Consider the following 23,366-nt stretch of genomic DNA (forward strand, 5'->3'; position numbering starts at 1 on the left):
TCCTATCGGGAAATCGAAATTTAATCAGGGCTATGGGCGAAAGCCCCGATGATCGTCAAGGCGCAATTCAATTCAGACGCTGCGCGATGTCATCGGTGCCTATCGCCAACGAACGAACGCCGGACCTGCTCAGTATTTGCAGAAGATGCCAGAACGCGTCGACCTCAGCGGTTCCGAAATCGATGGTCAGTTGCCCCTCGAGCAATTGCGCACTGTGAATGACGTTTCCGACGGTCTCCGATGTTTCACGCTCGCTATCGATATCGAACCAGCCGCGAAACCATTCGTCGAAGAGATCGCCGTCGAGCTCATTTATAGGGAATTTAAAATGAACCTCATCCCACCTGAAAGGTGAGATGAGGACATCCATTCCACCCATCCCGGCGTGAATATCCGGAGAGAATTTCACATAGGAATCGCTGTTGATGAATTGCGGATTTGGCTGTCCGTCATTACTGACGAAATCAACCGCGATGAAATTTCGATAGAAGGAATCGACGTTCGAAAACTTGATTTCGGTCGCATGCGATCCTTGGCTGTTGCGAGCAAGTTCGCCGGCAGCGGTGACGAAATAATCAACATACTTCTGTCTGATGAGACGGACCAATTCCTGAATGTCATCCAGATCCATGGCTCAGTCCTTGCCGCCAAAAAGCTTCTTCAGCATGGCCGCCATCGGGCCGGTTTCGGGCAGCTTGGCCGCCGGCTGCTGCGGCCGCGCCTGGCGGACGTGGCTTTGCGCCTTTGGCGCCTTGGGCGGCGGGCGATCGTCGTCGTCCGTCGGCGTGAGCTTGTCGCGCAGCGCCAGCGTCACGCGGTTCATGAACGAATTGTCGTCGCCCTTGGCAAGCAATCCGGCACCATCGGCGATTGCGTCGAGCAGCACGTCCAGCCATTCGCGGTCGCCCTTGGCGAAATCGCCAAGCACATGGCCGTGCACCATTTCCTTGACGCCGGGATGGCCGACGCCGATGCGCACACGGCGAAAATCCTTGCCGACGTGCTGGTCGAGGGAGCGGATGCCGTTGTGGCCGCCGGAACCGCCACCGACCTTGACCCGCACCTTGCCGGCGGCAAGGTCGATCTCGTCATAAAAGACAGTTAGCGCCGAAGGGCCGAGCTTGTAGAAGCGCAAGGCTTCGCGGACCGCCTGGCCGGACAGGTTCATGAAGGTCTGCGGCTTGATCAGGATCACCTTTTCGCCGGCAAGCGTGCCTTCGGCAATCAGACTCTGGAATTTCTTCGACCAAGGCGAAAAGGAATGGCGGCGGGCGATCGCGTCCGCCGCCATGAAGCCGACATTGTGCCGGTTGTTGGCGTATTTCGCGCCCGGATTGCCGAGGCCTGCAAAGACAAGCATCGTCGCCTCCGGGCGGGAAGGGGTTACTTCTCTTCGGCGGCAGGAGCCGCTTCGGGCGCAGCCGCTTCAGTCGTCTCTTCCGCAGCCTCCGGCTTCATCGCCGAGGAGCCGGCAATGGTCGCGATGGTGAAGTCGCGGTCGGAGATCACCGGCTTGACGCCGGCCGGCAAGGTGACGGCCGAAATGTGGATCGAATCGCCGATATCGGTACCGGTGAGATCGACGGTGATGAAATCCGGGATCGCATTGGCCGGGCAGTGGAACTCGACCTCGTGGCGCACGATGTTGAGCACGCCGCCGCGTTTGATGCCGGGCGACTTGTCTTCATTGATGAAGTGCACGGGCACATCGACGTTGACTTCGGTATCCTTGCCGATGCGCAGGAAATCGACATGGACAGGGAAATCCTTGACCGGGTCGAGCTGAAAATCCTTGGGCAGAACCTGGATCTTGTTGCCGTCGACATCGATCGTGGCGACCGTGGTCAGAAACCCGCCGCCATGGATCTTGTAGTAGATGTCCTTGTAGGTCAGCGCAATCGCCAGGGGAGGCTGCTTGTCGCCGTAAATCACTGCAGGCACTTTACCGTTGCGGCGAACTGCACGGGCGGACCCCTTACCGACCTGTTCGCGCGCTTCGGCCTTGAGCTCGTAAGTATCGTGGCTCATGGCATTTCCTTTCGCGTTGTTCTGGAGCGTTCGCGGCCGGCAACGTGCCGGGGCCGTAAACGTCGAAAGCCGACATAGCTAACGCATGACCTGGTCCGAAAACCGGAATCCACTTTTCGGGATCATGCGGGAAGGCGGCCTTCCGCCGCGTTGCCTCCAAGGGTGTCTACGCGGGTGGCGGCTCTATAGCGGAAGGCGGCGCGAGGTGCAAGCGGGCGGCCCATCAGGCCGGAAGTAGCAATGCCGAAAGCGATGCTGCAACGTACAGCCCAACCCCGAAAGACAGATGGGCCATAAGGCTGCGCAGGCGCGCAGTGCGCGGGTTGGGAACTTTCGAAGCCGCGATGCCGATCCCAAAAGCCGGTTGCATCACGAAGAACGGGCGACGATGGTGCAGACGCCGACCAACAGGGCCGGAAGCACTGTCGGGTGCCGTGCCCAGTCGAGGCCCCACACTCCAATCAGCGCTGCGGCAAATACGATGCCGGTCGCGTAATGCGCACTCCATCCAATGGCGGTATCCAATGGCGGTTTCGCCGCGAACGCGGGCAGCTTGTGCGATATTCGCATGTGCAAAACGTCCATGTGGAAAGTGCCCGATCCAGCGGCCGACCCAGGCGTAATCAAGCGGTGGAATCGCGAACATTCGCTTCAGAAACCATCCGCAGAGGTCCATCAGGGCTGTCGCGCCGATTCCAACGACGGCCGCACGAACAACGAACTCCAACATTTTGGCATCTCTTGTTTCACCCGTGTCGCCTATTGTCGTGGAGTCCAGTGCGTTCTTTCGCCCGACGCCTTGGCAATCCTCAGGGCACGAGGCTGGGCCCCGCGCCGGTTCGAAGGCGGCTTCCCCGACTGGGTGGCTGCAGGCCTGGGGGTAGAGGCCGTGAATTACGAAAGCGGTTAACGGCCGCCAAAATCGGTGTCGCCGCCCAAGCCCGAACACAAATGGAAAGGGGAACCGCGGCGGGTGGAAAGGGGAACCGCGGCGGGGCAATGCCCACGGCGGGTGGACGGCGCGCGCCGGCAGCATGGAAGGGAGCCGATGAACACCTATTCGGAAACAAGCGGTGGAAGCGGCGTTGCGGAAAGAGGAGGTTTCCAGCGAGTGGCGAGAACGGTGCGATAAAGAGTTTCGCTCTACCTTCTATGGCTTCCGCTCGACCAGCATGTAGCCGATCCCACGAACTGTCTGAATGCTGGCCGATGCATCCGGCCCGAGCTTCGCACGCAGATAGCGAATGTATACCTCCACGATCTTCGTCCCGGGTTCGAAGCTGTATGACCAGACATTGTTGAGGATGCGCTCGCGGCTAACCACTTTCCCCGCGTTGAGCATGAGAAAATGCAGAAGGTCGAATTCACGTCGGGTAAGGCTGATTTCCCGGTCGCCGTCCGCAAAACGACGAGCGCTCGTGTCGAGATTGAGGCGGCTCACTCGAAGCAATTGTCGATCCACTGCACCCTGACGGCGTCGGCGCAGCGCGTCAATCCTGGCCACCAGTTCATCAAACGCAAACGGTTTCGTCAGGTAATCGTCGGCACCGCCCTTGAGCCCATCTACGCGATCCTGAATTGTCTCCTTCGCGGTCAGCATCAGGATGAGAACCGGCCACTGCTCCAATCGCACGATCCGGCACAGCTCAAGGCCGTCCAGGTAGGGAAGCAGACGGTCCAGGATCACGAGATCGAATGGATCCGTACGAATAATGGCTAGTCCCTCGCGACCGTCCTCCGCGACACTCACGTGGAAGCCTTCGGCCTCCAACCCCCGGCGGAGAAAGTCGGAGACACGCCGGTCGTCTTCAACGATCAGGATTCGAATCATGGGTGCGATGTACCAGCGGCAGTCTGATTCTGAGGAGGGTTCCCGAAGGCTCAATTCCTTCAAGGCCGATTGTGCCATTGTGCCCGTCTATAATCTCCTTGGCGATCGCGAGGCCAACACCAAGGCCGTCGGCTGCGGACCTCCCGCCGACACGCCCGCGATAATATCGGTCAAACACGAACGGGAGATCGTTGGCATCGATCCCTGAACCGTTGTCGCGGATGGCGATCTCAAGCATTCCATGACGCTCAGCCATCTCGACTGCTATTGTCTGATACGGCTTTGAGTACTTTATGGCGTTGTCGAAGCCGATCAGCAGCGCTTGCTTTAGGCGCTGGGCGTCACCCCGAATGAGGCAATGGTCTGGGTTGAGCGACAGGTCAACGGATATCTGCTTGGGACCTGCGAGTACGGAAGCCTCCTGAACGGCCGCCTTCACAACCTCACCGGTATCGATGTTGCGCAAGGAGAACCTGAAATTTTCAGCTTCGGAGCGGGCGAATGCCAGAAGGTCCCCCAGGTTGCGAGCCATATCTTCAGCGCAATTGCGGATTCGGCTCAGAGCTTCGCGGTAAGATCGAACACGCGGTTGGCCGCGGAGGGCAACGTCGGCCTCTCCGCGGAGAATCGTCAACGGCGTGCGGAGTTCGTGGCTTGCCTCCGCAAAAAATTGTGTGCGTCGGCTATCGATCGCTCTCAGTTGCTCATTGGCTTTCCGCAGTTCACGGGTGCGCAACTGAACCTCCGCCTCCAAGCGGTCCTGTACCGAAATCAGAGCAGCACGTTCGATCTCGAGAGCCTCGGCCATGCTGTTGAAACTTCGCGAGAGGGAAGCGAACTCGTCGCGTCCGGTCGCGGAAACGCGATGGTCGAGCTTGCCTGCAGCGATGGCTTTGGCGCTTTCGTTCAGTTCACGCACAGGTGTGGCGATTGATCGTCGCAGGACCAGGCCGAACCCCAGACTGCCCAGCATGAGCAACGCAGCGAAGCCGCCGGTCAGCAGCAGCAGCCGCCATTGTGCGCCACGGACGCCGGCGAGTTCCTCTCCAACCTCCCTGCGCTCATCGTGCAAAGCGGCTTCAATCATTTCTTCAAGATCGTTCTCTAATCGGTGCTCCACATCGTTGCGGAAGGCGTCTACGATGCCCTTTGGATCCCCCTTTGTTCGCTGGCTGAACAGTCGCTGGGCGGCCCGATCGATCGCCTCAAACAGCGCCTTGACGCGACCGACGAATCTGAGTTCGGCCTCCTCCTGGCGTCTATCGCTCCAATATCCGAGAGCACCGAGTTCCTCGCGAGTGGCGCCCTCCAGCTTGTAGAATCCGGATTTCACTGCTTCTCGTGCCGCTTCGAAATCCGGCATTTGCTCGGGCCCAAGCAGCAAGACTTCAGAGAGTTGCTCGGTGTAATTGTTGGCTTGCCCATTGAGTTCGGCGAGCGCCTCGAACCGCCCGTGGACGCTGTCGATTCGGCGGACGAATTCCTCTGTCAGCTGGAGTGTTGCGAATGCCAGTCCTGAAATCAGTCCGACAAGGGCGAGAATGACGATTTGAAATAGGAAGATGCGGCCTCGAACGGTCATGCGGTAATCCTGCCGGCGATCGGATAATGCCTCTCACCAAATTCTAACCGGAGCCCTCGCAAGCGTCTAATCGGAACCTCCTAAGTTCGAGCGGAGGGTGTGCGACGCCCTCATCGCCACGTTGGCGGCGAACTAGACGAGGTTTCGGTTGGCACAAGTAGATTTTCGGACCGACAGTGACGCCACCCTTCGGGAAAGGACACCGCCGGTGCTCTGGCCGATATGGCGAGCCGCACTGATCGGAACCTGTGTATCCCTGTGTGTGGCCATCATTGAATTCGGCCTCTCCGCGCTCCCGTCCGACGCCCGGCGAGCGCTCGAGATCCTGCTTGTCGCGATCATCGGGTGGACCCTGACGCCGTTCGACGACACCTTCGTTGCGATCGCCGCCGGGCTGGCAATGGCGCTGCTGGTCAACCGTGATCCAGGCGCGCTGTTTCATGCGCTCGGCGATGAGTTGATCTGGCTATTGCTTGCCTCCTTCATGTTGGCGGCCACCTTCAAGGCGAGTGGGGTCGCAGATCGCGTTCTCGGCCTCGTGACGGGGCGCATGCGATCGGTTCGCGCAATCGCCTATTCCTTGACGGCCGTCATGATCGCCACAGCCTTCGTCATTCCGTCGACCTCAGGTCGCGCAGCTTTGATGATCCCCGCCTTTCAGGCGATCGCGGGACGCTGTGGAAGCGCCCGGTTGCGAAGGGCCTTCGCGCTGCTGTTCCCCACTGTTATCCTGCTCTCGGCCATTGCATCGCCCGTCGGCGCCGGTGCCCATCTGCTGGCGATCGAAATGGTCGGCCGCCTCTCGGGTGTGAAAGTAAGCTATCTGGAATGGATCGCTTTCGGCCTGCCGTTTGCGGCCGTAAGCACCTTCCTTTCGGTCGAATGCCTGCTCCGGCTTTTCCTGTCGCCGGTCGAACGGCGGATGACCCTTTTGCAGCCAACGACGGTGACTAGTGGCGGTGCCGGATTGGCACGGCAGCCGATACTCTGGATCGCCGGCGGGGTTGTCACCGCGTGGCTGACCGAACCTGTCCACGGACTTGATGCCACCGTTGTCGCTCTTGGCGGCGCTCTCTTGGCCACACTTCCTAGAGTAGGCTCCGTGGCGTTTGGCGATGCAATCAAGAGTGCGGAGTGGAAGCTGCTCTTGTTTCTGGCGGCGACGATCTGCTTGGCAGACGGCCTGACGGCATCAGGCCTCAATCGGTGGTTGATCGAGACGACTGTCGATCCGCTGCGCGGCACCGGCTTGGGTCCGTTGGCGCTTATCTCCTTATTAGCCTTGCTTGGGCTTTTCAGTCATCTCGTGATCCACAGTCGCACGGCGCGTGTCTCGGTGCTGCTGCCCCCGGCGCTGATGCTCGCATCGACAGCGCGGCTCGACCCTCTCCTGGCAATGTTTGTCCTCGTCTCGGCGACCGGCTTTTGCCAAACCCTCGCGATCTGCGCGAAACCGGTGGCGCTTTTCGCGGGGGTCGACGAGGAAGGCTACGGCCCGAAAGACCTCGCCTTGCTCAGCTCAATCCTGCTGCCGATGCAGTTCATCCTCATCGTCGTGTTCGCGGTCACCGTGTGGCCAGCCACCGGAGCCCTGCTCAACACGCTCCATCTGCAACTTGTTGGAGAGCCGTAGAATGTCGAAAAAGAAAGGATTGACGAAACGAAGACGGCTTCGAGTATTGGTCGCACCCTCCGGCTTTAAGGAGAGCCTCGGCGTTCGTGATGTCATCGCTGCATTGGCGCGCGGCGTTCGCAATGCCGTTCCGACAGCAAAGATCCTGGGCCTTCCAATGGTGGATGGCGGCGAGGATTTTACGCGGACCCTTGTTGAATTGTCTGATGGCGAGCTGCATTCCGTCACAGTGACGGGACCGGTGGGACAACCCGTGGCGGCCAATGTCGGTTTTCTCGGGCGAAGAAAGAAACGGACTGCAGTTCTGGAAATCGCGGCGGCTGCCGGGCTCCGGCTCGTCCCCACTGACATGCGTGACCCGACCCGCACTACAAGTTATGGGGTTGGTGAGTTGATTCGTTTTGCGCTCGATCTTGGCGCGGAAAGAATTCTGATCGGCTGCGGTGACTCGGGTGTCAACGATGCAGGAACCGGCATGGCCCAAGCATTAGGCGTGCGTCTGCTCGATGGCGGCGGCCGTCCCATTTCGGGGAGCGGCTCGGCCCTCTCATCGCTAGCTCGTGTCGATCTTTCCAGTCGTGATCATCGCCTTTCGAATGTTCGTGTCGACGTCGCGGTAAATCCCTACAACATGCTGCTCGGCGAGAGAGGCGTCGCTCGGGTGTTCGGCCCGCAAAAGGGTGCAACACCTGATCAGGTGGTTTTGCTCGAGCAGGGCATGGAAAATGTCGCTCACGTCGTTCGCCGCGACCTCGGCGTCGACGTGACGCCGCTTGTCGGCGGAGGAGCTTCCGGGGGACTCGGCGCCGGACTTCACGCCTTTGCTGGAGCCCGGCTGCATCCGCGCTTCGACCTGATCCTGCGGTATATGGATCTCGATCATCGGCTGTCAAACGCCGACATCGTCATGACAGCCGAGGGTGGCCTGGATGGTCAGACGAGCTTTGGAAAGATACCAGCCGAGATTGCCCGGCGCGCGAAACGTCACAATCTGCCCGTCATCGCCTTGGCCGGAACGATCGGAGCAGGTGCAGAGGCGACCCACGACATCGGCATCGATGCCTTCTTCAGCATTCTGTGCCGACCGTGTTCCCTCGAAGACGCGATCCGTGACGCCGACACGCTGCTGGCGAACGCTGCCGAGCAGGCATTCCGGCTGATGCGGGCGACGCGTGCTTTCAAGCTCAGATGACGGAGCGTGTTTCAGATGACGGAGCGTGTCAGCCAATGGCCGCGATGTCGCTAAGCGGCGGCCCTGACCGGCTCGAAGTCTATGTCGAGAACCGAATTTCGCGCTGCCCGGTGGGCGGGGAAGCCGAAGTCCAACCCAAACTTCACCCGATCGTGGTCCCCGCCTTGAGCTTCCTCGCCTCCTTCATGTTGGGAAGAAAAACCGTCAGCAGCCCGAGCAGCGGCAAATACGAGCAGACCTGGAAGACGAAATCGATGCCCTTCATGTCGGCGACGACGCCAAGCACGGCGGCCGCGATGCCGCCCATGCCGAAGGCGAAGCCGAAAAAGATGCCGGCGATCATGCCGACCCGGCCGGGCACCAGTTCCTGCGCGAATACGACGATGTTCGAGAAGGCCGAGGACAGGATCAGGCCGATCAGCACGGTGAGAACCATTGTCCACTCGAAATTGGCGTAGGGCAGGGCCAGGGTGAAGGGCAGCACGCCGACGATCGAGAACCAGATCATCGCCTTCTGTCCGTAGCGGTCGCCGAACGGGCCGCCGAGCAGGATGCCCAGGGCCGAGGCGCCGAGGAACAGGAACAGCATGACCTGCGACATCTGCACCGAAACGCCGAATTTATGGATGGCATAGAAGGTGTAGTAGCTGGACAGGCTGGCGATGTAGGCGTTCTTGGTCAATACCAGCAAGGTCAGCACCGCCAGCGCGCCCAGGACCTTGCGGCGCGGGAAAGGCGAAACGAAGCCTGCCGCTTTGCGGGTGCCCTGTGCGGCGCGCAGGCGGCTGTACCAGCCGCCAACCTGCCACAGCACGATGATGCCGATCAGCGAGCCGCCGGCAAACCAGGCGATGCTGGTCTGGCCGAAGGGCACGACGATGAAGGCTGCCAGCAGCGGCCCCATCGCCTGGCCGAAATTGCCGCCGACCTGGAACAGCGACTGCGCAAGACCGAACCGGCCACCGGAGGCGAAGCGGGCGATGCGCGAGGATTCCGGGTGGAAGATCGCCGAGCCGATGCCGATCAGCGAGGCGCCGATGAGGAGCAGCGAGTAATGTCCGGCATAGGCCAGCACGACCAGCCCGATCAGCGAAGAAGCCATGCCGTAGGGCAGCGAATAAGGCATCGGCCGCTTGTCGGTAATCATGCCGATCACCGGCTGCAGCAAGGATGCCGTCACCTGGAAGGTAAAAGTCAAAAGGCCGATCTGCCAGAAATCGAGACCGTAATTGTCCTTCAGCAGCGGATAGATCGCCGACAGCAGCGACTGCATGATATCGTTGATGCAATGGCAGAAGCTCACCGCCAGGATGACGGTGAAGGCCGTCGCCTGAGCTGAAATGTGGCTGGCCGCTGCCGGCTTGGCGTCGGCGGTTGCTGTGGTATCGGTCAAGGCAGGCTCCGTGGTCTTTTTGGCGGGCGCTCCCGCAGGCGGTCTTATAGGGCGCAGCCTTATACGTTGCTTGTCACGCGACTTCTTTCGTGGTTTGGTCCAATAGTTTCGCAAGTGGGCCATAGCTGATGCCGCATGGCAGGGAAATGTTCAGAGCGGGCGACACCGATCTCGGGCTGTTGCATGAGCGTCGCTGGCAATGGCTGGAAGAGGCCGTCGGGCCGGCAGTGGCGCTGCCGACCGAATATCCGGACGGCTACCATGTGCCACGGCACCATCATAGCCGCAGCCAGTTGCTGCACGCGCTGGTCGGTGTCGTGCTGGTGACGACGCGGCATGGGCGCTGGATGGTGCCTCCGGACCACGCGATGTGGATCCCCGCCGGCACCGAACATTCCGTCGAGATGCTGGGCGACGTCAGCATGCGGTCCGTCTATGTGATGCCGGAGGCCATTCCCGGCCTGCCGGACGGGTTGCGTGTCGTCGGCATCACCGACCTGATGCACAGCCTGATCGTGGAATCGGAAAAGCTGCCGCAAGGCGCCGAGCTGAAGGGGCGGGGCGGACTGATCATGAAGCTCCTGCTGCACGAAATCCCGAACCTGCCGGAACGGCCGCTCGGCCTTCCGTTCCCGTCCGATGCAAGGTTGGCGACGCTGTGCCGGCGCTTCGTCTCGGCACCGTCACCGCATGCGACGATCGACGAGTGGGCCGCTATCGTCGGCATGAGCCGCCGCTCTTTCACCCGCGCGTTCCACCGCCAGACCGGATTGTCGCTGTCGACCTGGCGTCAGCAGGCCTGTCTGTTCGCGGCGCTGCCACGGCTGGCCGACGGCGAGCCGATCACGAGGGTGGCGCTCGATCTCGGCTATGACAGCGTGCCGGCGTTCATCACCATGTTCAAGCGCATGCTGGGAGCCTCGCCACGCGGTTACATGCGGGGCGCCCGTGATGCTGGCGAAGGTGTGCGACGAACAAGTGGTCCGGCTCGGCCTGAGGCGCAGCCCTGAAGGGCGTCGCGTTCGACCGGCCTCATGCGACGCGCTTTGGGTTCTTGTTGTATGCATGTCGTTATCGCAAAACCGCTGCACAGTTTTGCGCGACACGCATTAATCGAACAGGCTCGACACCGATTCCTCGGTCGCCGTGCGCGAGATCGCCTCGCCCATCAGTTCGGCGATGGAGATGACGCGGATATTGGCGGCGTCCAGCACTGCCTGGGTCGGCTGGATGGAATCGGTGATGACCAGTTCCTGCAGTTTCGAGGCGCCGATGCGGGCGATGGCGCCGCCGGACAAAACGCCATGGGTAGTATAGGCGGTCACACTGGTGGCGCCATCGGCAAGCAGCGCATCGGCCGCATTGCACAGCGTGCCGCCCGAATCGATGATGTCGTCGATCAACAGGCAATCCTTGCCGCGCACGTCACCGATGACGTTCATGACTTCCGATTCGCCGGGGCGCTCGCGGCGCTTGTCGACGATGGCAAGCTGGGCGTCGATGCGCTTGGCGAGCGCGCGGGCGCGGACCACGCCGCCGACATCCGGCGACACCACCATGACATTGGCAAGCTGCTTGTATTTCGCCTTTACGTCGCGGGCCATGACCGGCACGGAAAACAGATTGTCGGTCGGGATGTCGAAGAAGCCTTGAATCTGGCCGGCATGGAGATCCAGGGTCAGCACCCGGTCGACGCCCGCCCTCGTGATCATGTTGGCGACCAGTTTGGCCGAGATCGGTGTGCGGCCCGAGGCACGGCGATCCTGCCTGGCATAGCCGAAATAAGGAATAACCGCAGTGATGCGCTTGGCCGAAGAGCGCATGAAGGCGTCGATCATGATGAGCAGTTCCATCAGATGATCGTTGGTCGGGAACGAGGTGGACTGCAGGATGAAGACGTCCTCGCCGCGCACATTCTCCTGGATCTCGACGAAGATTTCCTGGTCGGCGAAGCGCCTGACGCTGGCCTTGCCCAGCGGAATGTTGAGGTAGCGGGCGACTGATTCGGCCAGCACCCTGTTGGAATTGCCCGCGAAGAGCTTCATGCACCGTTCCTGGCGAAGGATTGAGAGACTCCGATAGCACTCCAGCCTCTTAGTCGGGCTTTTAGCGGCCCGCGCCGGTATTGCAAGCGTCGTGAATGGGAATCCGCCGGCTAATCTCAATAAACGCTTACGGCTTGACGATGCCGCGATAGGTCCACTTCGATGCCGACGGAATCGGGGATAGCTCTATCTTTCAGTCTGAGGATGGTCTTTTCCGAAAACCGGATTCACTTTTCGGAAATCATACTCCAGGTCAGCCGGCGCCGCCGCCAAGCCAGGTGGCGAACTGGTCGATTGTCTGGTCGGCAATTGCCTGCATGGTCGCCGGGGCGACCGCCGTCCAGCCTTCGCCGCCGCCAACAGAGGGCGCCTTCTGCTGGCCGTTGATGCGATGCAGCCGGTTGCCGGCCGGGTCATAGATGTCCCAGACATAGATGACGGTAGTGTCCTTGCCTTCCGTCATGGTCGAGAAATAGCCCTTGAGCACATGTGTTGGGGTCTGGTCGGTGCTGCCGGCCAAGGTGATGCCGCGCTGCCTGGCGCGTGTCTGAAGCTCGGCGGTCAGCGGTGTCGCGGCTTCTACCGAGGCGCCGACGATCGGCGCCACCTGCAGCCGGGTCCGCGCAATGGCAGCCGCGCTTTTGGCGCGCGGCACGGCTGCTGCAGCGGAAGGCTGCGCCGTATCTGCAGTTTGCGCGGTGCCGGCAGGCTGAGCCGGAGTTGCGGGGGGCGTCGCGGCACCTCCGGCTCCGGAGAGGGATTGCGTCGATTGCGGGGCAATGGCCGAGGGTTCGAGAACGTCCTTCGCATTGGTGCAGGCCGCCAGTGCCAGCGCCACGAGCAATGACACGGTCGTCACATGCGATCGTCTCATTAGCCTGAAAACTCCTTGGCGACGAACGCCCCTCACACTCTCTCCATTATGGATTCACTGCACGATCAAGTCGAGATCATGGCGGGACAGCGGCTTCGGCTGGGATTCGGTGGTCAGATAGGTGCGGCCAAGCGTCATCGCGGTTTCGGTTTCGGAGTCCATGATGATCATATGGGCGAACAGCGTCATGTTCGGCGCAATCGGTTCGGGATTACCCTGATAGAACATCGGCATATCCATCCAGGACGGGGTGAAGCGGGCGCCGAGCGAATAGCCGCAGGCATTGAGCCGGTGCTTGGTCAAGTTGTGGGCTTCGAGGGTGCGGGCATGGGCGTCGAACACGTCGCCGAACGTATTACCGGGCGTCATCGCCTTCTCGACTGCAAGTAGCGCGGCGCGGGCGGCATCGAACAATTCCTGGTGGCGTTTCGATACCTTGCCGGTCAACACCGTGCGCATCATTGCCGCATGGTAGTGATGGAAGACACCGGCCCATTCGAGCGTCAGCTGGTCGTTCTTGGTGAGCTTGCGGCGACCGGCCTTGTAGCGGCAAAGCAGGGCGTCGACTCCGGAGCCGATGATGAACTCGTTGGCCGGATAATCGCCGCCGCCGGCAAAGATCGCACCTTGCATGGCGGCGAGGATCAGCGCCTCATCGCCACCCTGCTTGATCAGCGGCAGTGCTGCGTCCAGCGCGTCGTCGGCCAGATTTGCGGCTTTTTCCGCCTTGGCGATTTCTGCCGGGCTCTTGAATAGCCGTAGCCGGCTGACAATGCCGGAGGCATCCGCGATCTGCCCGAAGGTCTGCAACTGCTCGTCGAGGCGCCGGCCATTATAGGCGGTCAGGCCGTGGGTGTCGTATTCGACGCCGATCCGGGCGCCGAGCAGGTCAAGCTCGTTGAGCAGATTGCGCAGATCTACCGCCGGATTGGCGCCGTTGCGGTCCGTCCACAAAACGATGTTGTCGATGATCGAGGTGTGGCGCGCCTGGCGCAAGTCGGCCGAACGCGTCAGCAGCACCATCGAGCCGTCGGCCTTGACCACCAGGCACTGGAAAAAGCAGAAGCCGAAGGTGTCGTAGCCGGTTAGCCAATACATGCTTTCCTGGGCAAACAGCAGGACGGCGTCGAGCTTCTTTTCGGCGATCTCGATCATCAGTCGATCGCGCCGCGCGTCGAATTCCGAGCGTTCGAAATGCAGCGCCATCAGTCAGCCTCCAAAACGATTGCCGAAACCTGCCGCCCGTAGTCGGGCTCGTTGCGATGCGTGCTGCGCCGATAGGAGTAGAAAAGCTCTTCCTCGGCATAGGTGCAGCGGCCAAGTCCTTCGGCATTGACGCCAGCCTTGGTCAGCCGGTCGACCGTGTAGCGGTTGAGATCGAACATCGCGTGTCCGGCATTTGCGGAGGGCGCGAAATAGCGGGCACTGCCGGCATCGGCGTCGACGAAACGGGTGACAAATTCCGGTCCGACTTCGTAATTCCGTGGGCCGATCGAAGGACCGAGCACTGCGACGATGCGGTCGCGCCGGGCGCCGAGGCTTTCCATTGCCGCGATGGTGTTTTCCAGCACTCCGGTGAAAGCGCCTTTCCAGCCGGCATGGGCGGCGCCGATAATGCGCGCCTCGGCGTCGGCGAAGAGGACCGGTCCGCAGTCGGCGGTCGAGGCACCGACGGCAATGCCCGGCCGGTCGGTGACAATGGCGTCGGCCTTGGGCCGCTCGCCGGCAAAAGGCTCCCTGGCAATGACGACGTCCGGCGAATGAACCTGGTGAGCGGTCAGCAGATGGTTTGCAGGCACGCCCATCCATTCGGCGACCCGGCGGCGATTCTCGCGCACCAGCGTCTGGTCGTCGTTCGAGCCGGTGCCGATGTTGAGGCCCCGGTAGATGCCGCTGGAAATGCCGCCGACGCGCGTGAAGTAGCCGTGGCGGATGCCTTGCGCCGTTTCCAGCAAGGGCGACCGAACGGGATCCGGTTTGGTCTGATTCAGCATGGCGGCTTTGTTGTCCGTATAGGCGATTTCGTCAAGCGAGTTGAAGGGGCGCAGTTGAAGGCTGGTCAGTTGAAGGCTGGCGCAGTTGATGTCGGCCGCTAGTCGGAGACGGGAGAGTGGGAGAGGCGGCAGCGAAAAGTCAATCCATGCTTGGAAACGGCGGAACGGCAATGCCGGCGGGGAGGACGGCAAGCACCTTGAAGAGTTCGCCCATGGCCAGCGGGCCGGCGAGGCGCTCGACGTCGGCCGCGATCTTTTCGCGAGCTGCCTCATCGGCATTGGCGCCGAGCCGGCCAGCTCGTTCGAGAAGCCCCATCTTGAGCAGGAATTCACCTTGCGTTGAGAGGTGGGCATCGAGGCTGTGTGCCCGAACGGTTGCCGCGAGGGCAGCGAAATCGACATGGGCTGTGAGATCGGCCCGCCCCGGATTGGCCAGCACGTCCTCATGACGGTGCTTGCGCAAGGCCTGCAAGGTGTCGCCGATCCCGGGCTGGAGGTGACCGTAGTCGAGAAACAGGCCGGCGCCGCCAAATCCGGCAAGTCGCCCGGCGATGGCCGCCATCAGGGCGGCGCGGGCTGGCGCCACCTCGACGATCGCACCTTCCGGCGCATTCTCGGCACCCTCCGGCAGCAGCATCGGGTCGAGCGAGCCGGCGCCGACGAAAAAGCGCAGCCGGTTCGCATCGTCGAGACCGATCATCCGCTCGCGCCAGCCGGCTCCGGCGCGGACGAACTGGCGGATGGGCACCGCGTCAAACAGCTCATTACCAACAATCAGAAGCGGCGCCTGCGGTAGTGTGTCCACGGCCTCATGCCAGGCGACGGTGGCCGACGTCCCGGCAAGCGTTCGTTTCTGGACCTCGGTCAACCGCGGACTGGTCTCGATCAAGGCGAACGATGCGCTGGCGGTAAGCGTCGGATCGAGCCGCGAAAGCGTGCGCAGCATATCTCTCATCAGCGTGCCGCGGCCGGGGCCTATTTCGGCGATGGCGACCGGCGTCGGCCGGTCGATCGCCAGCCACGCCTGGTAGAGCCAGATGGCGACCAGCTCGCCAAACATCTGGCTGATCTCCGGCGCGGTGACGAAGTCGCCGGCGGCGCCGAACGGCTCGCGTGTCGTGTAATAGCCGTCCTGCGGATCGAACAGGCAGAGCGCCATGTATTCGCTGATGGGGATCGGTCCCACCGCACCGATCAGCTCGGCGATGCGGGTCTCCAGCCGCGTCATGCCGGCTGCGGTTTTGTCACCGGCTTGGCTGTAGCCATCGCCCAGATGCCGGCCAGCACCATCGGCAGTGACAGCACCATTCCCATGGTCAGCCAGCTCGTGCCAAGGAGGTAGCCAAGCTGCTGGTCGGGCTCGCGAAAGAATTCGACGAAGATGCGCGAGGCGCCATAGCCGGCGATGAAGGCGCCGCCGACGAAGCGCGGCGTCTTCAGCTTGAGCCGCGAATGGGTGAGGAAGCGCAGGATAAGGAACAACACCAGCCCTTCGAGCAGCGCCTCGTAGATCTGGCTCGGATGGCGTGCAAACGGACCGCCATTGGGGAATTCGAATGCCCATGGAACGTCGGTCGGCCGGCCCCATAGTTCGGAATTGATGAAGTTTGCCAGGCGAACGAGGCCAAGCCCCACCGGCACGCCGGCGGCAACCACGTCGAACAGCGACCATGTGCGGATGCCGCGAGACCGGGAAAACAGCGTCATTGCGAGAATGACGCCGATCAGGCCGCCATGAAACGACATGCCGCCCTGCCAGACGGCGACGATATCGAGCGGATTGGCGATGTAGCGCGGCAGGTCGTAGAACAGCACGTAGCCGGTGCGTCCGCCGAGCACCACACCGATGGCTGCCCAGACGATGAAGTCGTCGAGGTCGACGGGCTTCATCGGCAGGGTGCCGTCGGGCCACAGTTTTGGGTTGGTGACGAGGCGCTTGGCATACCACCAGGCGAACAGAATGCCGACGATGTAGCCGACGCCGTACCAATGCACCGCCAGCGGTCCGATCCGGACGATGACCGGGTCGATGTTGGGAAAGGGCAGGGCGGCCAGCGGCAGCAAATATTCGCTCAACAGGGTCTCCGGGTTCCCAATCAGGTTCGGGCGCGGACCATGCGGCAGGCTTTTGGCGGGGTCAAGGCAAGCATATGCTTGCATTCCGAATCGCGCGCCACTACGTCAATTCGACCAAGCGAGGATTTGCCATGGCGACCGGACCGAACCGCATTCTCGATGAATTCGCCAAGCTGATGACCGACGCAGCCGGTGCCGCGCAAGGCGTGCGGCGCGAGGTGGAGACCGCCTTCAGGGGCCAGGCCGAGCGCATACTCAACTCCATGGACGTGGTGCAGCGCGAGGAATTCGAGGCCGCTCGCGACATGGCGGCGAAGGCCAGGGAAGAAAACACCCGCCTCGCCGCTCGCATCGAGGCGCTCGAGGCCAGGCTTGCCGAATTGACCGGTCAACCAGCGCCTGCGGCTGCGTCAAAGCCGCGTGCAAAAAAATAACAAGAAATAAATCGTTAAACTTTTCCACAAAGCCGGATCGCAAAAAGCGCTTTGTCGTGAATCGCTTACCGGTACTGCGTGAATCTTTGTGACAGCGCCTTTCCACATGCGAATGACGCAGTGCGAAAAATTTGGCTGGTCACGCGACTCCCGATCAATAGACTGAATTTGTTGCATGATTCGGAGCAGGGTCATGCGCCGGGCGGTGGGGTCCGGTCCGGGGTCTTTGCGTTGACGAAGTCCTGGCCGTCCGAGTTCTAGGCAGAATTGTTCGAGTGTGCCTCTCCCGCGGAGCGTGTGGTGGCGCTCCCAGAACGACAGGAAGCATTTCATGGAACTTCTCGAACTCGAATTCTCCCGCGAAATCCATCCGGTGGATGTTATCGAGCAGGTGGCGCACAACAACGATTGGTCCTTCGAGCGGGCCGGCGACGACGAGATCTCGATCTCGGTTGCCGGAAGCTGGACCGACTACCACGTTTCATTCTCCTGGATGGAGGACTACGAGGCGCTGCACCTGGCCTGCGCCTTCGACATCAAGGTCCCGGAGGCGCGCGCGCTCGAGGTGATGCGGCTGCTTTCGCTGATCAACGAGCAGATGCTGTTTGGCCATTTCGATCTCTGGGAGCAGGAAGGCGCCATCATGTTCCGCCAGTCGCTGCTGCTGGCCGGTGGGGTCGAGCCGTCGAGCCAGCAGGTCGAGGTGCTGCTGTCGTCGGCGCTGGAGGCCTGCGAATGCTATTTCCAGGCGTTCCAGTTCGTCGTCTGGTCGGGAACTTCGGCCAAGGATGCGTTGGCCGGCGTGCTGTTCGAAACCTACGGAAACGCCTGACCGTCGATGGTTTCGAGCAACGCGCGAAAACCCGAGATCAGCTTTGCCGATTTCGACCGCGTCGACATCCGCGCCGGCACGATCGTCGAGGCAGAGCCTTTTCCCGAGGCGCGCAAGCCGGCGATCAAGTTGAAAATCGATTTCGGTCCCGTGATCGGGGTGAAGAAATCCTCGGCCCAGATCACGAAATACTATTCGCCCGAAGCCCTGATCGGCCGGCAGGTGTTCGCTGTGATCAATTTCCCGCCGCGTCAGATCGGGCCATTCATGTCGGAAGTGCTGACGCTCGGCTTTCCCGATGAAGAGGGCGCGGTGGTGCTTGGGGCAATCGAACGCAAAGTGCCGGACGGCGGCAGGTTGTTCTAGCTGCGCTGTTGTTCACGCAGCCAGTTTACGCCTGGTACCCAGCGCTTCTTCGACCGTTTCCATGAACATTTCCGCGCAGGTCTTCCAGCTGTAGCGCATTGCGCGTTGCCGCGCCTCGGCGCGGTCGACGTGAAGGGCGGCGAGCGCTGCTTGCCGCAGGTCGTCCGACACCGCGCCGCCGATGCCGTCACCCACAATATCGATGGGTCCGGTGACGGGATAGGCTGCGACCGGCGTGCCGCTGGCCAGCGCCTCGATGATGACGTTGCCGAACGTGTCGGTACGGCTGGGGAAGACGAAAGCATCGGCCGAGGCGTAGATCTCGGCCAGTTCGTCGTTCGGACGATGGCCAACGAAATGGGCATCGGGATATCTGGCCTTCAGCTTCGCCAATTCCGGCCCTTCGCCTACGACCAACTTGCTGCCGGGCAGGTCGAGGTCTAGGAAGGCCGGCAGGTTCTTTTCGATCGCGACGCGGCCGACGCAGAGGAAGATCGGTCCGGGAAATCCCAGGTCCTTTCTTTTGTCCGGCCGAAAATGATCGGTGTCGACGCCGCGCGTCCACGGCCGGAGCTTGGTGAAGCCGCGGGCCGCAAGATCGTCGGCAAGCGACTGGGTGGCAACCAGCGTGCCCTGTCCTGAATTGTGGAAATCACGCAGCCAGCGATAGGCCCATGCTTCAGGCACCGGCAGGCGCGCGCTCAGATATTCCGGAAAACGTGTGTGATAGCTGGTCGTGAACGGGCGGCCGGCGTTGCGGCAGTAGCGCCGGGCCATAATGCCGAGCGGTCCTTCGGTGACGATATGGATGTGGTCCACCTTGCGTGCCTCGATCAGCTGCGCCACGCGGTGCGGCGTCGTCAGCGCCAGCCTGATATCGGGATAGGTCGGCAGAGGCAGGGTGCGAAAGATATTCGGCGTCAGGAAGTCCGTCTCGATATCGAAGGATTTCAGGGTCTCCGAGAGACGCTCTAGCGTGTGGACGACGCCGTTGACTTGCGGGCGCCAGGCGTCGGTGACCATCAGGATGCGCATGGCGGTCCCTTGGCGGCAAGCTTGATTGCCTCGCCGCGACGCCTGAGCGGCGACCACGCCGCAGCTCGGGCGTCGCACCAGCGCACCTGGGCAGGCGCGGGGTCGAAATGAGGCCGCAGGGCCGAATCAATCAGGATCGCGCGCTTCATTGGCGCTCTTCACCATGGTTTCATGACGGGCCGATGAAGGCCGGGTGTCGCTGCCGTCAAGCGGGGACCTTGATCACCGCCCGAAGGCCGCCGAGCGGGCTGCGTTCGAGGACAATGTCGCCGCCATGGCTGCGGGCAATGTCTCGTGCGATGGAGAGGCCAAGGCCGGTGCCGCTGGCGTCGAGGTTGCGGGCCTCGTCCAGCCGCACGAACGGCTTGAATACATCCTCTCGCTTTTCGGGCGGAATTCCCGGGCCGTCATCGTCGATGGTGACGAGCAGCGAACCGCGCCCATGATTGGCATTGATCTCCACCGTCTTGGCATAGCGGAATGCATTGCCGACGACATTGGACAGCAGCCGGGCAAAGGCATTGGGGCGCACGTGCACATGCGGATCGCCGACAAGCACGGTCGACAGCTTGCGCTTGCGCAGCGCGGCTTCCTCGCGAAGCTTGTCGAAGAAGGCTTCGAGATCGAACTGACCGGCGTCTTCCGAAGCTTCGCCGCGTGCAAAGGCAAGGTAGCCTTCCAGCATCGACTGCATGTCGTCGATGTCCTGGTCGAGTGCCTGGGTATCGGCCGCCTTGGTCCCGGCAAGCGCCAATTGCAGTTTGAAGCGGGTGAGGATGGTCCTCAGATCGTGGCTGACGCCGCTCAGCATGGCGGTGCGCTGCTCGAGCTGGCGTTCGATGCGTTCGCGCATCTGGATGAAGGCAAAGCCGGCGCGGCGGACTTCCTCCGCGCCGCGCGGGCGAAAATCGCGCGGCATCGGCCGGCCCTTGCCGAAGCTCTCGGCCGCCTCGGCCAGCGTCAGAATCGGCCGGATCTGGTTGCGCAGGAAGGGAATGGCTATCATCAGCAGCACCAGCGAGGTGCCGACCATCCAGATCAGGAAAATATGGGTGTTCGATGCATAGGCCTGGCTGCGGCGCACGAAGACGCGCAGCACCTTGTTCTCGAGCTGGACACGGACCTCGACGATATTGGAATTGCCGACCGTATCGATCCAGAACGGACGGTTGATCTGGCGGGTGATCTCGGACGAGAGGATCTCGTCGAGGATCGAGAAGAACGGCTTTGGCCCGGGAGGCGGCAGCGGGTCGGGCGGTAGGAGGTCGACCTTCAGCTGCATGCGATCCTGGGCGATGCGGATGACGTTGGCGTAGTCGGCGTCGTGAGGATAGGTCTCTATCAGGTCGATGATGGCGGCGATGTCGCGCACCGTGGCCTGCGACAGGCGTTGCGTCACGGTCTGCCAGTGGCGCTCCATGAAGACAAAGGCGACGACCGACTGCAGCATGATCATTGGCGCGATGACGATGATCAGCGAGCGGGCATAGAGCCGCTTCGGCATGTAAAGCGACACCAGGCGCCAGAAACGGTTCCAGGCGCGCGGCACGGCCTTGAGCGCCCGCGTCGCGCGGGCGCTGAAGCCGCCATCTCCCGGCCGTTCGAGTTGCGTGGTCGCCATTCGTCCTTTCGCTCACCGGGACCCGGCAAAGGGCCGCTGTCGGCGGCATTCTATTCCACGCTGAGCCGATACCCAATACCGCGCACGGTCTGCAGCCAGACCGGATTGGACGGATCGCGTTCGATCTTGCGGCGCAGCCGGTTGATCTGGACGTCGATCGTGCGCTCGCCGACCTCGGATTCATCGCCGACAAGCTCATGCCGCGGTATCGTTTCGCCGGCACGCGCAGCGAAGATCGCCAGGATTTCCTGCTCGCGGTCGGTCAGCTTGAGCGCCTCGCCGCCGCGCTTCAGCTCACGCCTGGCGATCTGGAACGTATAGGGGCCAAAGACCAGCTGTTCGACCTTGGGCGTCGTCGCGGGGCCGCCGCGGCGCAGGATATTGTTGATGCGCAGGATCAGCTCGCGCGGGTCGAACGGTTTAGGCAGATAGTCGTCGGCACCGGCCTCGAGCCCGGTGATCCGGCTGTCGGTTTCGGACAGTGCGGTGAGCATCAGGATCGGCACGTTTTTCTCGGCCCGCAGCGCCTTGGTGAGATCGACGCCGCTTTCACCCGGCATCATGACGTCGAGCACGATCAGATCGAAGTCGAGGCCGGCGAGCTTGCGCCTCGCCTCGCCAGAATTTCCGGCGACGGTGACGCGAAAACCGTTTTCGGTCAGATACTGTTTCAGAAGATTGCGGATACGGGTGTCGTCGTCGACCACCAGCAGATGCGGCGCGTCGTCTTCCGGTGCTGTCGGAAGATCAACCCTCTCAATGGTCTCCATGGTTTTTCCCTGACATCTTTGCGGGCACAATGTCGATCTGCGCCCTTAGTTCCGGATTTACCATCGCTTCAAGGAACCGTTCGATAACGGCGCGTTCGGTGGCTCCGGAATCTTCCAATGCAGCATGGATGCGGCGCGACTGTGGCCGCGCCAGTGCCAGCGCCAGAGCACGGCCCTTGGCCGTCGGATAAAGCTCGCGCTGGCGGCGGTCGCGGGGGCCCTGCAATTGCACGATATGGTCGGTGTCGATCAGTTGCTTGAGCACGCGCGCCAGGCTCTGCTTGGTGATCTTGAGCACATCGAGGAGCTCGGCGACCGTCAGGCCGGGCCGGCGATTGACAAAATGCAACACCCGATGATGGGCGCGGCCAAAACCGTAATCGGCCAGGATCTGGTCCGGATCGGAGGTAAAGTCGCGATAGGCGAAGAAGAACAACTCGATGATGGCGAAATCGATGCCGTCCTCGTCGGTGATCGCTGTCCTGATCGGCTCTGCGGCTGCGTGGCTCGTCATCTTTTCTCCGTGTGAAGCAGGAAATTATGTCAGCACTATTGACGTATTTTCCGCGCGATGGTAATTTTTGGCAAGCTTTTCGGCGGATTGCGAACGAAAAGGCAAGCGAAGCCGTTTTTTCCGGAACTTCCTGAGTTTGCCAGACCTTAAATATCCGCCTACGCTTTGAGACAATGGCCGCCCGCAGCGGCCGAGGCGAAACACGCAACGACACAATGATGTGCGGGCTGCCGCCCGCGGGAGGTTACCATGGCATCCGTTCCCTTCGACCAACTGGACGGCTTTATCTGGATGAACGGCGAATTCGTCAAATGGGCCGACGCCAAGATCCACGTCTTGACCCACGGGCTGCACTACGCCAGCGCGGTATTCGAGGGCGAGCGCGCTTATGGGGGCGAAATTTTCAAGCTGACCGACCACACCGAACGCCTGCATGAATCGGCGCGCCTGCTTGGCTTCAAGATACCCTACTCGGTCGCCGAGATCGACGACGCCTGCCGCACGCTGTTGAAGAAGCAAGGTTTCCAGGACGCCTATGTCCGGCCGATCGCGTGGCGCGGCAGCGAACAGATGGGCGTTTCCGCACAGAACAGTCGGATCAACTGCGCCATCGCCATCTGGCAGTGGCCAAGCTATTTCGACCCGGCGCAGAAGCTCAAGGGGATCCGCCTCGACATGGCCGAATGGCGCCGCCCCGACCCGCGCACCGCACCGTCGAAATCGAAGGCGGCCGGCCTCTACATGATTTGCACCATGTCCAAGCATGCCGCCGAGGCAAAGGGCTATGCCGACGCCATGATGCTCGACTGGCGTGGCCAGGTGGCGGAAGCGACAGGCGCCAACATCTTCTTCGTCAAGGACGGCAAGATCCATACGCCCAAGCCTGATTGCTTCCTCGACGGCATCACCCGCCGCACGGTTATCGGCCTTGCCAAGGACCGCGGTTTGGAGGTGATCGAGCGCGCCATCATGCCGGATGAGCTTGAAGGCTTCCAGCAGTGCTTCCTCACCGGGACGGCAGCCGAGGTGACGCCGGTTTCGGAGATCGGTCCATACCGATTCGAGGTCGGCGAAATCGCCAAGACGCTGATGAATGACTATTCTGCGGCCGTTCAGCCCAAGCACGCAATCGCTGCAGAATAACGA

Annotated in this window: 24 protein-coding genes; 7 read left to right on the plus strand and 17 right to left on the minus strand. The window is 61.9% G+C overall.

Annotated elements, in window-relative coordinates:
• Positions 1-67 precede the first annotated feature (67 nt).
• The 6 genes from NKH04_RS11160 to NKH04_RS11185 all read right to left on the minus strand — a co-directional run bounded on the left by NKH04_RS11160 (position 68) and on the right by NKH04_RS11185 (position 5,441).
• On the minus strand, positions 68-631 hold the full coding sequence (locus tag NKH04_RS11160) for a hypothetical protein (protein WP_352770921.1): 564 nt from the start codon (positions 629-631) through the stop codon (positions 68-70).
• 3 nt (positions 632-634) lie between these two features.
• Positions 635-1,360 (minus strand): aminoacyl-tRNA hydrolase, encoded by a 726-nt coding sequence (gene pth / locus NKH04_RS11165; protein WP_352921120.1) that lies wholly within the window; start codon positions 1,358-1,360, stop codon positions 635-637.
• 23 nt (positions 1,361-1,383) lie between these two features.
• Complete coding sequence (locus NKH04_RS11170; protein ID WP_352469743.1) at positions 1,384-2,028, minus strand: 50S ribosomal protein L25/general stress protein Ctc; 645 nt, start codon at positions 2,026-2,028, stop codon at positions 1,384-1,386.
• A 223-nt stretch (positions 2,029-2,251) separates the two neighbouring features.
• Positions 2,252-2,758 carry a DUF2938 family protein gene (locus tag NKH04_RS11175; RefSeq protein ID WP_352819919.1) on the minus strand — a complete coding sequence of 169 codons (507 nt, stop codon included), beginning with the start codon at positions 2,756-2,758 and terminating at the stop codon, positions 2,252-2,254.
• A 420-nt stretch (positions 2,759-3,178) separates the two neighbouring features.
• The gene (locus tag NKH04_RS11180; protein WP_352450507.1) at positions 3,179-3,859 is read right to left on the minus strand and encodes a response regulator transcription factor; all 681 of its coding nucleotides are present in this window, start codon (positions 3,857-3,859) and stop codon (positions 3,179-3,181) included.
• Positions 3,837-5,441: a sensor histidine kinase gene (locus NKH04_RS11185; protein ID WP_353044345.1), complete on the minus strand. Its 1,605-nt coding sequence runs from the start codon at positions 5,439-5,441 to the stop codon at positions 3,837-3,839. Before NKH04_RS11185 ends, NKH04_RS11180 begins: the two co-directional genes overlap by 23 nt.
• A gap of 208 nt (positions 5,442-5,649) precedes the next feature.
• On the opposite strand from NKH04_RS11185, the gene NKH04_RS11190 reads away from it, so the two are divergent.
• Together NKH04_RS11190 and NKH04_RS11195 are read left to right on the plus strand one after the other, a co-directional pair.
• Positions 5,650-7,074 (plus strand): SLC13 family permease, encoded by a 1,425-nt coding sequence (locus tag NKH04_RS11190; RefSeq protein ID WP_352469746.1) that lies wholly within the window; start codon positions 5,650-5,652, stop codon positions 7,072-7,074.
• A 1-nt stretch (position 7,075) separates the two neighbouring features.
• Entirely contained in the window at positions 7,076-8,266 is a 1,191-nt protein-coding gene (locus tag NKH04_RS11195) for a glycerate kinase family protein (protein WP_352819922.1), read from the plus strand.
• A gap of 142 nt (positions 8,267-8,408) precedes the next feature.
• Here NKH04_RS11195 and NKH04_RS11200 read toward each other — a convergent pair whose 3' ends face one another.
• Positions 8,409-9,659 carry an MFS transporter gene (locus tag NKH04_RS11200; RefSeq protein WP_352469748.1) on the minus strand — a complete coding sequence of 417 codons (1,251 nt, stop codon included), beginning with the start codon at positions 9,657-9,659 and terminating at the stop codon, positions 8,409-8,411.
• Positions 9,660-9,787: 128 nt separating this feature from the next.
• Between NKH04_RS11200 and NKH04_RS11205 the strand changes: the two genes are divergently transcribed.
• A complete protein-coding gene (locus NKH04_RS11205) occupies positions 9,788-10,669 on the plus strand; it encodes an AraC family transcriptional regulator (RefSeq protein ID WP_352770932.1) in 882 nt (293 codons plus the stop codon).
• A gap of 99 nt (positions 10,670-10,768) precedes the next feature.
• Here NKH04_RS11205 and NKH04_RS11210 read toward each other — a convergent pair whose 3' ends face one another.
• The 6 genes from NKH04_RS11210 to lgt form a co-directional block, all read right to left on the minus strand.
• The gene (locus tag NKH04_RS11210) at positions 10,769-11,704 is read right to left on the minus strand and encodes a ribose-phosphate pyrophosphokinase (protein WP_254819191.1); all 936 of its coding nucleotides are present in this window, start codon (positions 11,702-11,704) and stop codon (positions 10,769-10,771) included.
• A gap of 253 nt (positions 11,705-11,957) precedes the next feature.
• On the minus strand, positions 11,958-12,578 hold the full coding sequence (locus NKH04_RS11215; protein ID WP_353044346.1) for a hypothetical protein: 621 nt from the start codon (positions 12,576-12,578) through the stop codon (positions 11,958-11,960).
• Between the two features lie 54 nt (positions 12,579-12,632).
• Positions 12,633-13,784, minus strand: coding sequence for a M24 family metallopeptidase (locus NKH04_RS11220; RefSeq protein ID WP_023678425.1), 1,152 nt, complete (start codon positions 13,782-13,784; stop codon positions 12,633-12,635).
• Positions 13,784-14,572, minus strand: a complete 789-nt coding sequence (gene pgeF, locus NKH04_RS11225; protein WP_352469752.1) for a peptidoglycan editing factor PgeF — start codon at positions 14,570-14,572, stop codon at positions 13,784-13,786. The genes NKH04_RS11220 and pgeF overlap by 1 nt, the downstream gene beginning before the upstream one ends.
• A gap of 139 nt (positions 14,573-14,711) precedes the next feature.
• Positions 14,712-15,800: a class I SAM-dependent methyltransferase gene (locus NKH04_RS11230; protein ID WP_352921127.1), complete on the minus strand. Its 1,089-nt coding sequence runs from the start codon at positions 15,798-15,800 to the stop codon at positions 14,712-14,714.
• A complete protein-coding gene (gene lgt, locus NKH04_RS11235) occupies positions 15,797-16,648 on the minus strand; it encodes a prolipoprotein diacylglyceryl transferase (protein ID WP_352772597.1) in 852 nt (283 codons plus the stop codon). The genes NKH04_RS11230 and lgt overlap by 4 nt, the downstream gene beginning before the upstream one ends.
• A 131-nt stretch (positions 16,649-16,779) precedes the next feature.
• On the opposite strand from lgt, the gene NKH04_RS11240 reads away from it, so the two are divergent.
• The 3 genes from NKH04_RS11240 to NKH04_RS11250 all read left to right on the plus strand — a co-directional run bounded on the left by NKH04_RS11240 (position 16,780) and on the right by NKH04_RS11250 (position 18,280).
• On the plus strand, positions 16,780-17,082 hold the full coding sequence (locus NKH04_RS11240) for an accessory factor UbiK family protein (RefSeq protein WP_352469829.1): 303 nt from the start codon (positions 16,780-16,782) through the stop codon (positions 17,080-17,082).
• Between the two features lie 331 nt (positions 17,083-17,413).
• Positions 17,414-17,914, plus strand: coding sequence for a type III secretion system chaperone family protein (locus NKH04_RS11245; RefSeq protein WP_023678420.1), 501 nt, complete (start codon positions 17,414-17,416; stop codon positions 17,912-17,914).
• Positions 17,915-17,920: 6 nt separating this feature from the next.
• Entirely contained in the window at positions 17,921-18,280 is a 360-nt protein-coding gene (locus tag NKH04_RS11250) for a tRNA-binding protein (protein WP_352850314.1), read from the plus strand.
• A 12-nt stretch (positions 18,281-18,292) separates the two neighbouring features.
• Here the strand turns inward: NKH04_RS11250 and NKH04_RS11255 are convergent, their stop codons facing one another.
• The 4 genes from NKH04_RS11255 to NKH04_RS11270 all read right to left on the minus strand — a co-directional run bounded on the left by NKH04_RS11255 (position 18,293) and on the right by NKH04_RS11270 (position 22,220).
• Positions 18,293-19,315: a glycosyltransferase family 4 protein gene (locus tag NKH04_RS11255; RefSeq protein ID WP_352850315.1), complete on the minus strand. Its 1,023-nt coding sequence runs from the start codon at positions 19,313-19,315 to the stop codon at positions 18,293-18,295.
• A 205-nt stretch (positions 19,316-19,520) separates the two neighbouring features.
• Positions 19,521-20,936 carry an ATP-binding protein gene (locus tag NKH04_RS11260; protein ID WP_352541020.1) on the minus strand — a complete coding sequence of 472 codons (1,416 nt, stop codon included), beginning with the start codon at positions 20,934-20,936 and terminating at the stop codon, positions 19,521-19,523.
• Between the two features lie 50 nt (positions 20,937-20,986).
• A complete protein-coding gene (locus NKH04_RS11265) occupies positions 20,987-21,706 on the minus strand; it encodes a response regulator (RefSeq protein ID WP_353044347.1) in 720 nt (239 codons plus the stop codon).
• A complete protein-coding gene (locus NKH04_RS11270) occupies positions 21,693-22,220 on the minus strand; it encodes a MarR family winged helix-turn-helix transcriptional regulator (RefSeq protein ID WP_352456926.1) in 528 nt (175 codons plus the stop codon). The genes NKH04_RS11265 and NKH04_RS11270 overlap by 14 nt, the downstream gene beginning before the upstream one ends.
• 249 nt (positions 22,221-22,469) lie before the next feature.
• Between NKH04_RS11270 and NKH04_RS11275 the strand changes: the two genes are divergently transcribed.
• A complete protein-coding gene (locus NKH04_RS11275) occupies positions 22,470-23,363 on the plus strand; it encodes a branched-chain amino acid aminotransferase (protein WP_352450493.1) in 894 nt (297 codons plus the stop codon).
• The last annotated feature ends 3 nt before the right edge of the window (positions 23,364-23,366 follow it).

Origin of the sequence: Mesorhizobium sp. M1365 (assembly GCF_040317865.1) — a bacterium.
Taxonomy (GTDB): domain Bacteria; phylum Pseudomonadota; class Alphaproteobacteria; order Rhizobiales; family Rhizobiaceae; genus Mesorhizobium.

Coding starts and splice junctions, on each gene's coding strand:
- NKH04_RS11210 (WP_254819191.1), bottom strand. CDS start 11,704: ATGAAGCTCTTCGCGGGCAATTCCAACAGGGTGCTGGCCGAATCAGTC.
- NKH04_RS11185 (WP_353044345.1), bottom strand. CDS start 5,441: ATGACCGTTCGAGGCCGCATCTTCCTATTTCAAATCGTCATTCTCGCC.
- NKH04_RS11175 (WP_352819919.1), bottom strand. CDS start 2,758: ATGTTGGAGTTCGTTGTTCGTGCGGCCGTCGTTGGAATCGGCGCGACA.
- NKH04_RS11215 (WP_353044346.1), bottom strand. CDS start 12,578: ATGAGACGATCGCATGTGACGACCGTGTCATTGCTCGTGGCGCTGGCA.
- NKH04_RS11170 (WP_352469743.1), bottom strand. CDS start 2,028: ATGAGCCACGATACTTACGAGCTCAAGGCCGAAGCGCGCGAACAGGTC.
- NKH04_RS11240 (WP_352469829.1), top strand. CDS start 16,780: ATGGCGACCGGACCGAACCGCATTCTCGATGAATTCGCCAAGCTGATG.
- NKH04_RS11230 (WP_352921127.1), bottom strand. CDS start 15,800: ATGACGCGGCTGGAGACCCGCATCGCCGAGCTGATCGGTGCGGTGGGA.
- NKH04_RS11250 (WP_352850314.1), top strand. CDS start 17,921: ATGGTTTCGAGCAACGCGCGAAAACCCGAGATCAGCTTTGCCGATTTC.
- NKH04_RS11205 (WP_352770932.1), top strand. CDS start 9,788: ATGCCGCATGGCAGGGAAATGTTCAGAGCGGGCGACACCGATCTCGGG.
- NKH04_RS11260 (WP_352541020.1), bottom strand. CDS start 20,936: ATGGCGACCACGCAACTCGAACGGCCGGGAGATGGCGGCTTCAGCGCC.
- NKH04_RS11245 (WP_023678420.1), top strand. CDS start 17,414: ATGGAACTTCTCGAACTCGAATTCTCCCGCGAAATCCATCCGGTGGAT.
- NKH04_RS11220 (WP_023678425.1), bottom strand. CDS start 13,784: ATGGCGCTGCATTTCGAACGCTCGGAATTCGACGCGCGGCGCGATCGA.
- NKH04_RS11255 (WP_352850315.1), bottom strand. CDS start 19,315: ATGCGCATCCTGATGGTCACCGACGCCTGGCGCCCGCAAGTCAACGGC.
- NKH04_RS11270 (WP_352456926.1), bottom strand. CDS start 22,220: ATGACGAGCCACGCAGCCGCAGAGCCGATCAGGACAGCGATCACCGAC.
- pgeF (WP_352469752.1), bottom strand. CDS start 14,572: ATGCTGAATCAGACCAAACCGGATCCCGTTCGGTCGCCCTTGCTGGAA.
- NKH04_RS11265 (WP_353044347.1), bottom strand. CDS start 21,706: ATGGAGACCATTGAGAGGGTTGATCTTCCGACAGCACCGGAAGACGAC.
- NKH04_RS11195 (WP_352819922.1), top strand. CDS start 7,076: ATGTCGAAAAAGAAAGGATTGACGAAACGAAGACGGCTTCGAGTATTG.
- pth (WP_352921120.1), bottom strand. CDS start 1,360: ATGCTTGTCTTTGCAGGCCTCGGCAATCCGGGCGCGAAATACGCCAAC.
- NKH04_RS11275 (WP_352450493.1), top strand. CDS start 22,470: ATGGCATCCGTTCCCTTCGACCAACTGGACGGCTTTATCTGGATGAAC.
- NKH04_RS11180 (WP_352450507.1), bottom strand. CDS start 3,859: ATGATTCGAATCCTGATCGTTGAAGACGACCGGCGTGTCTCCGACTTT.
- NKH04_RS11160 (WP_352770921.1), bottom strand. CDS start 631: ATGGATCTGGATGACATTCAGGAATTGGTCCGTCTCATCAGACAGAAG.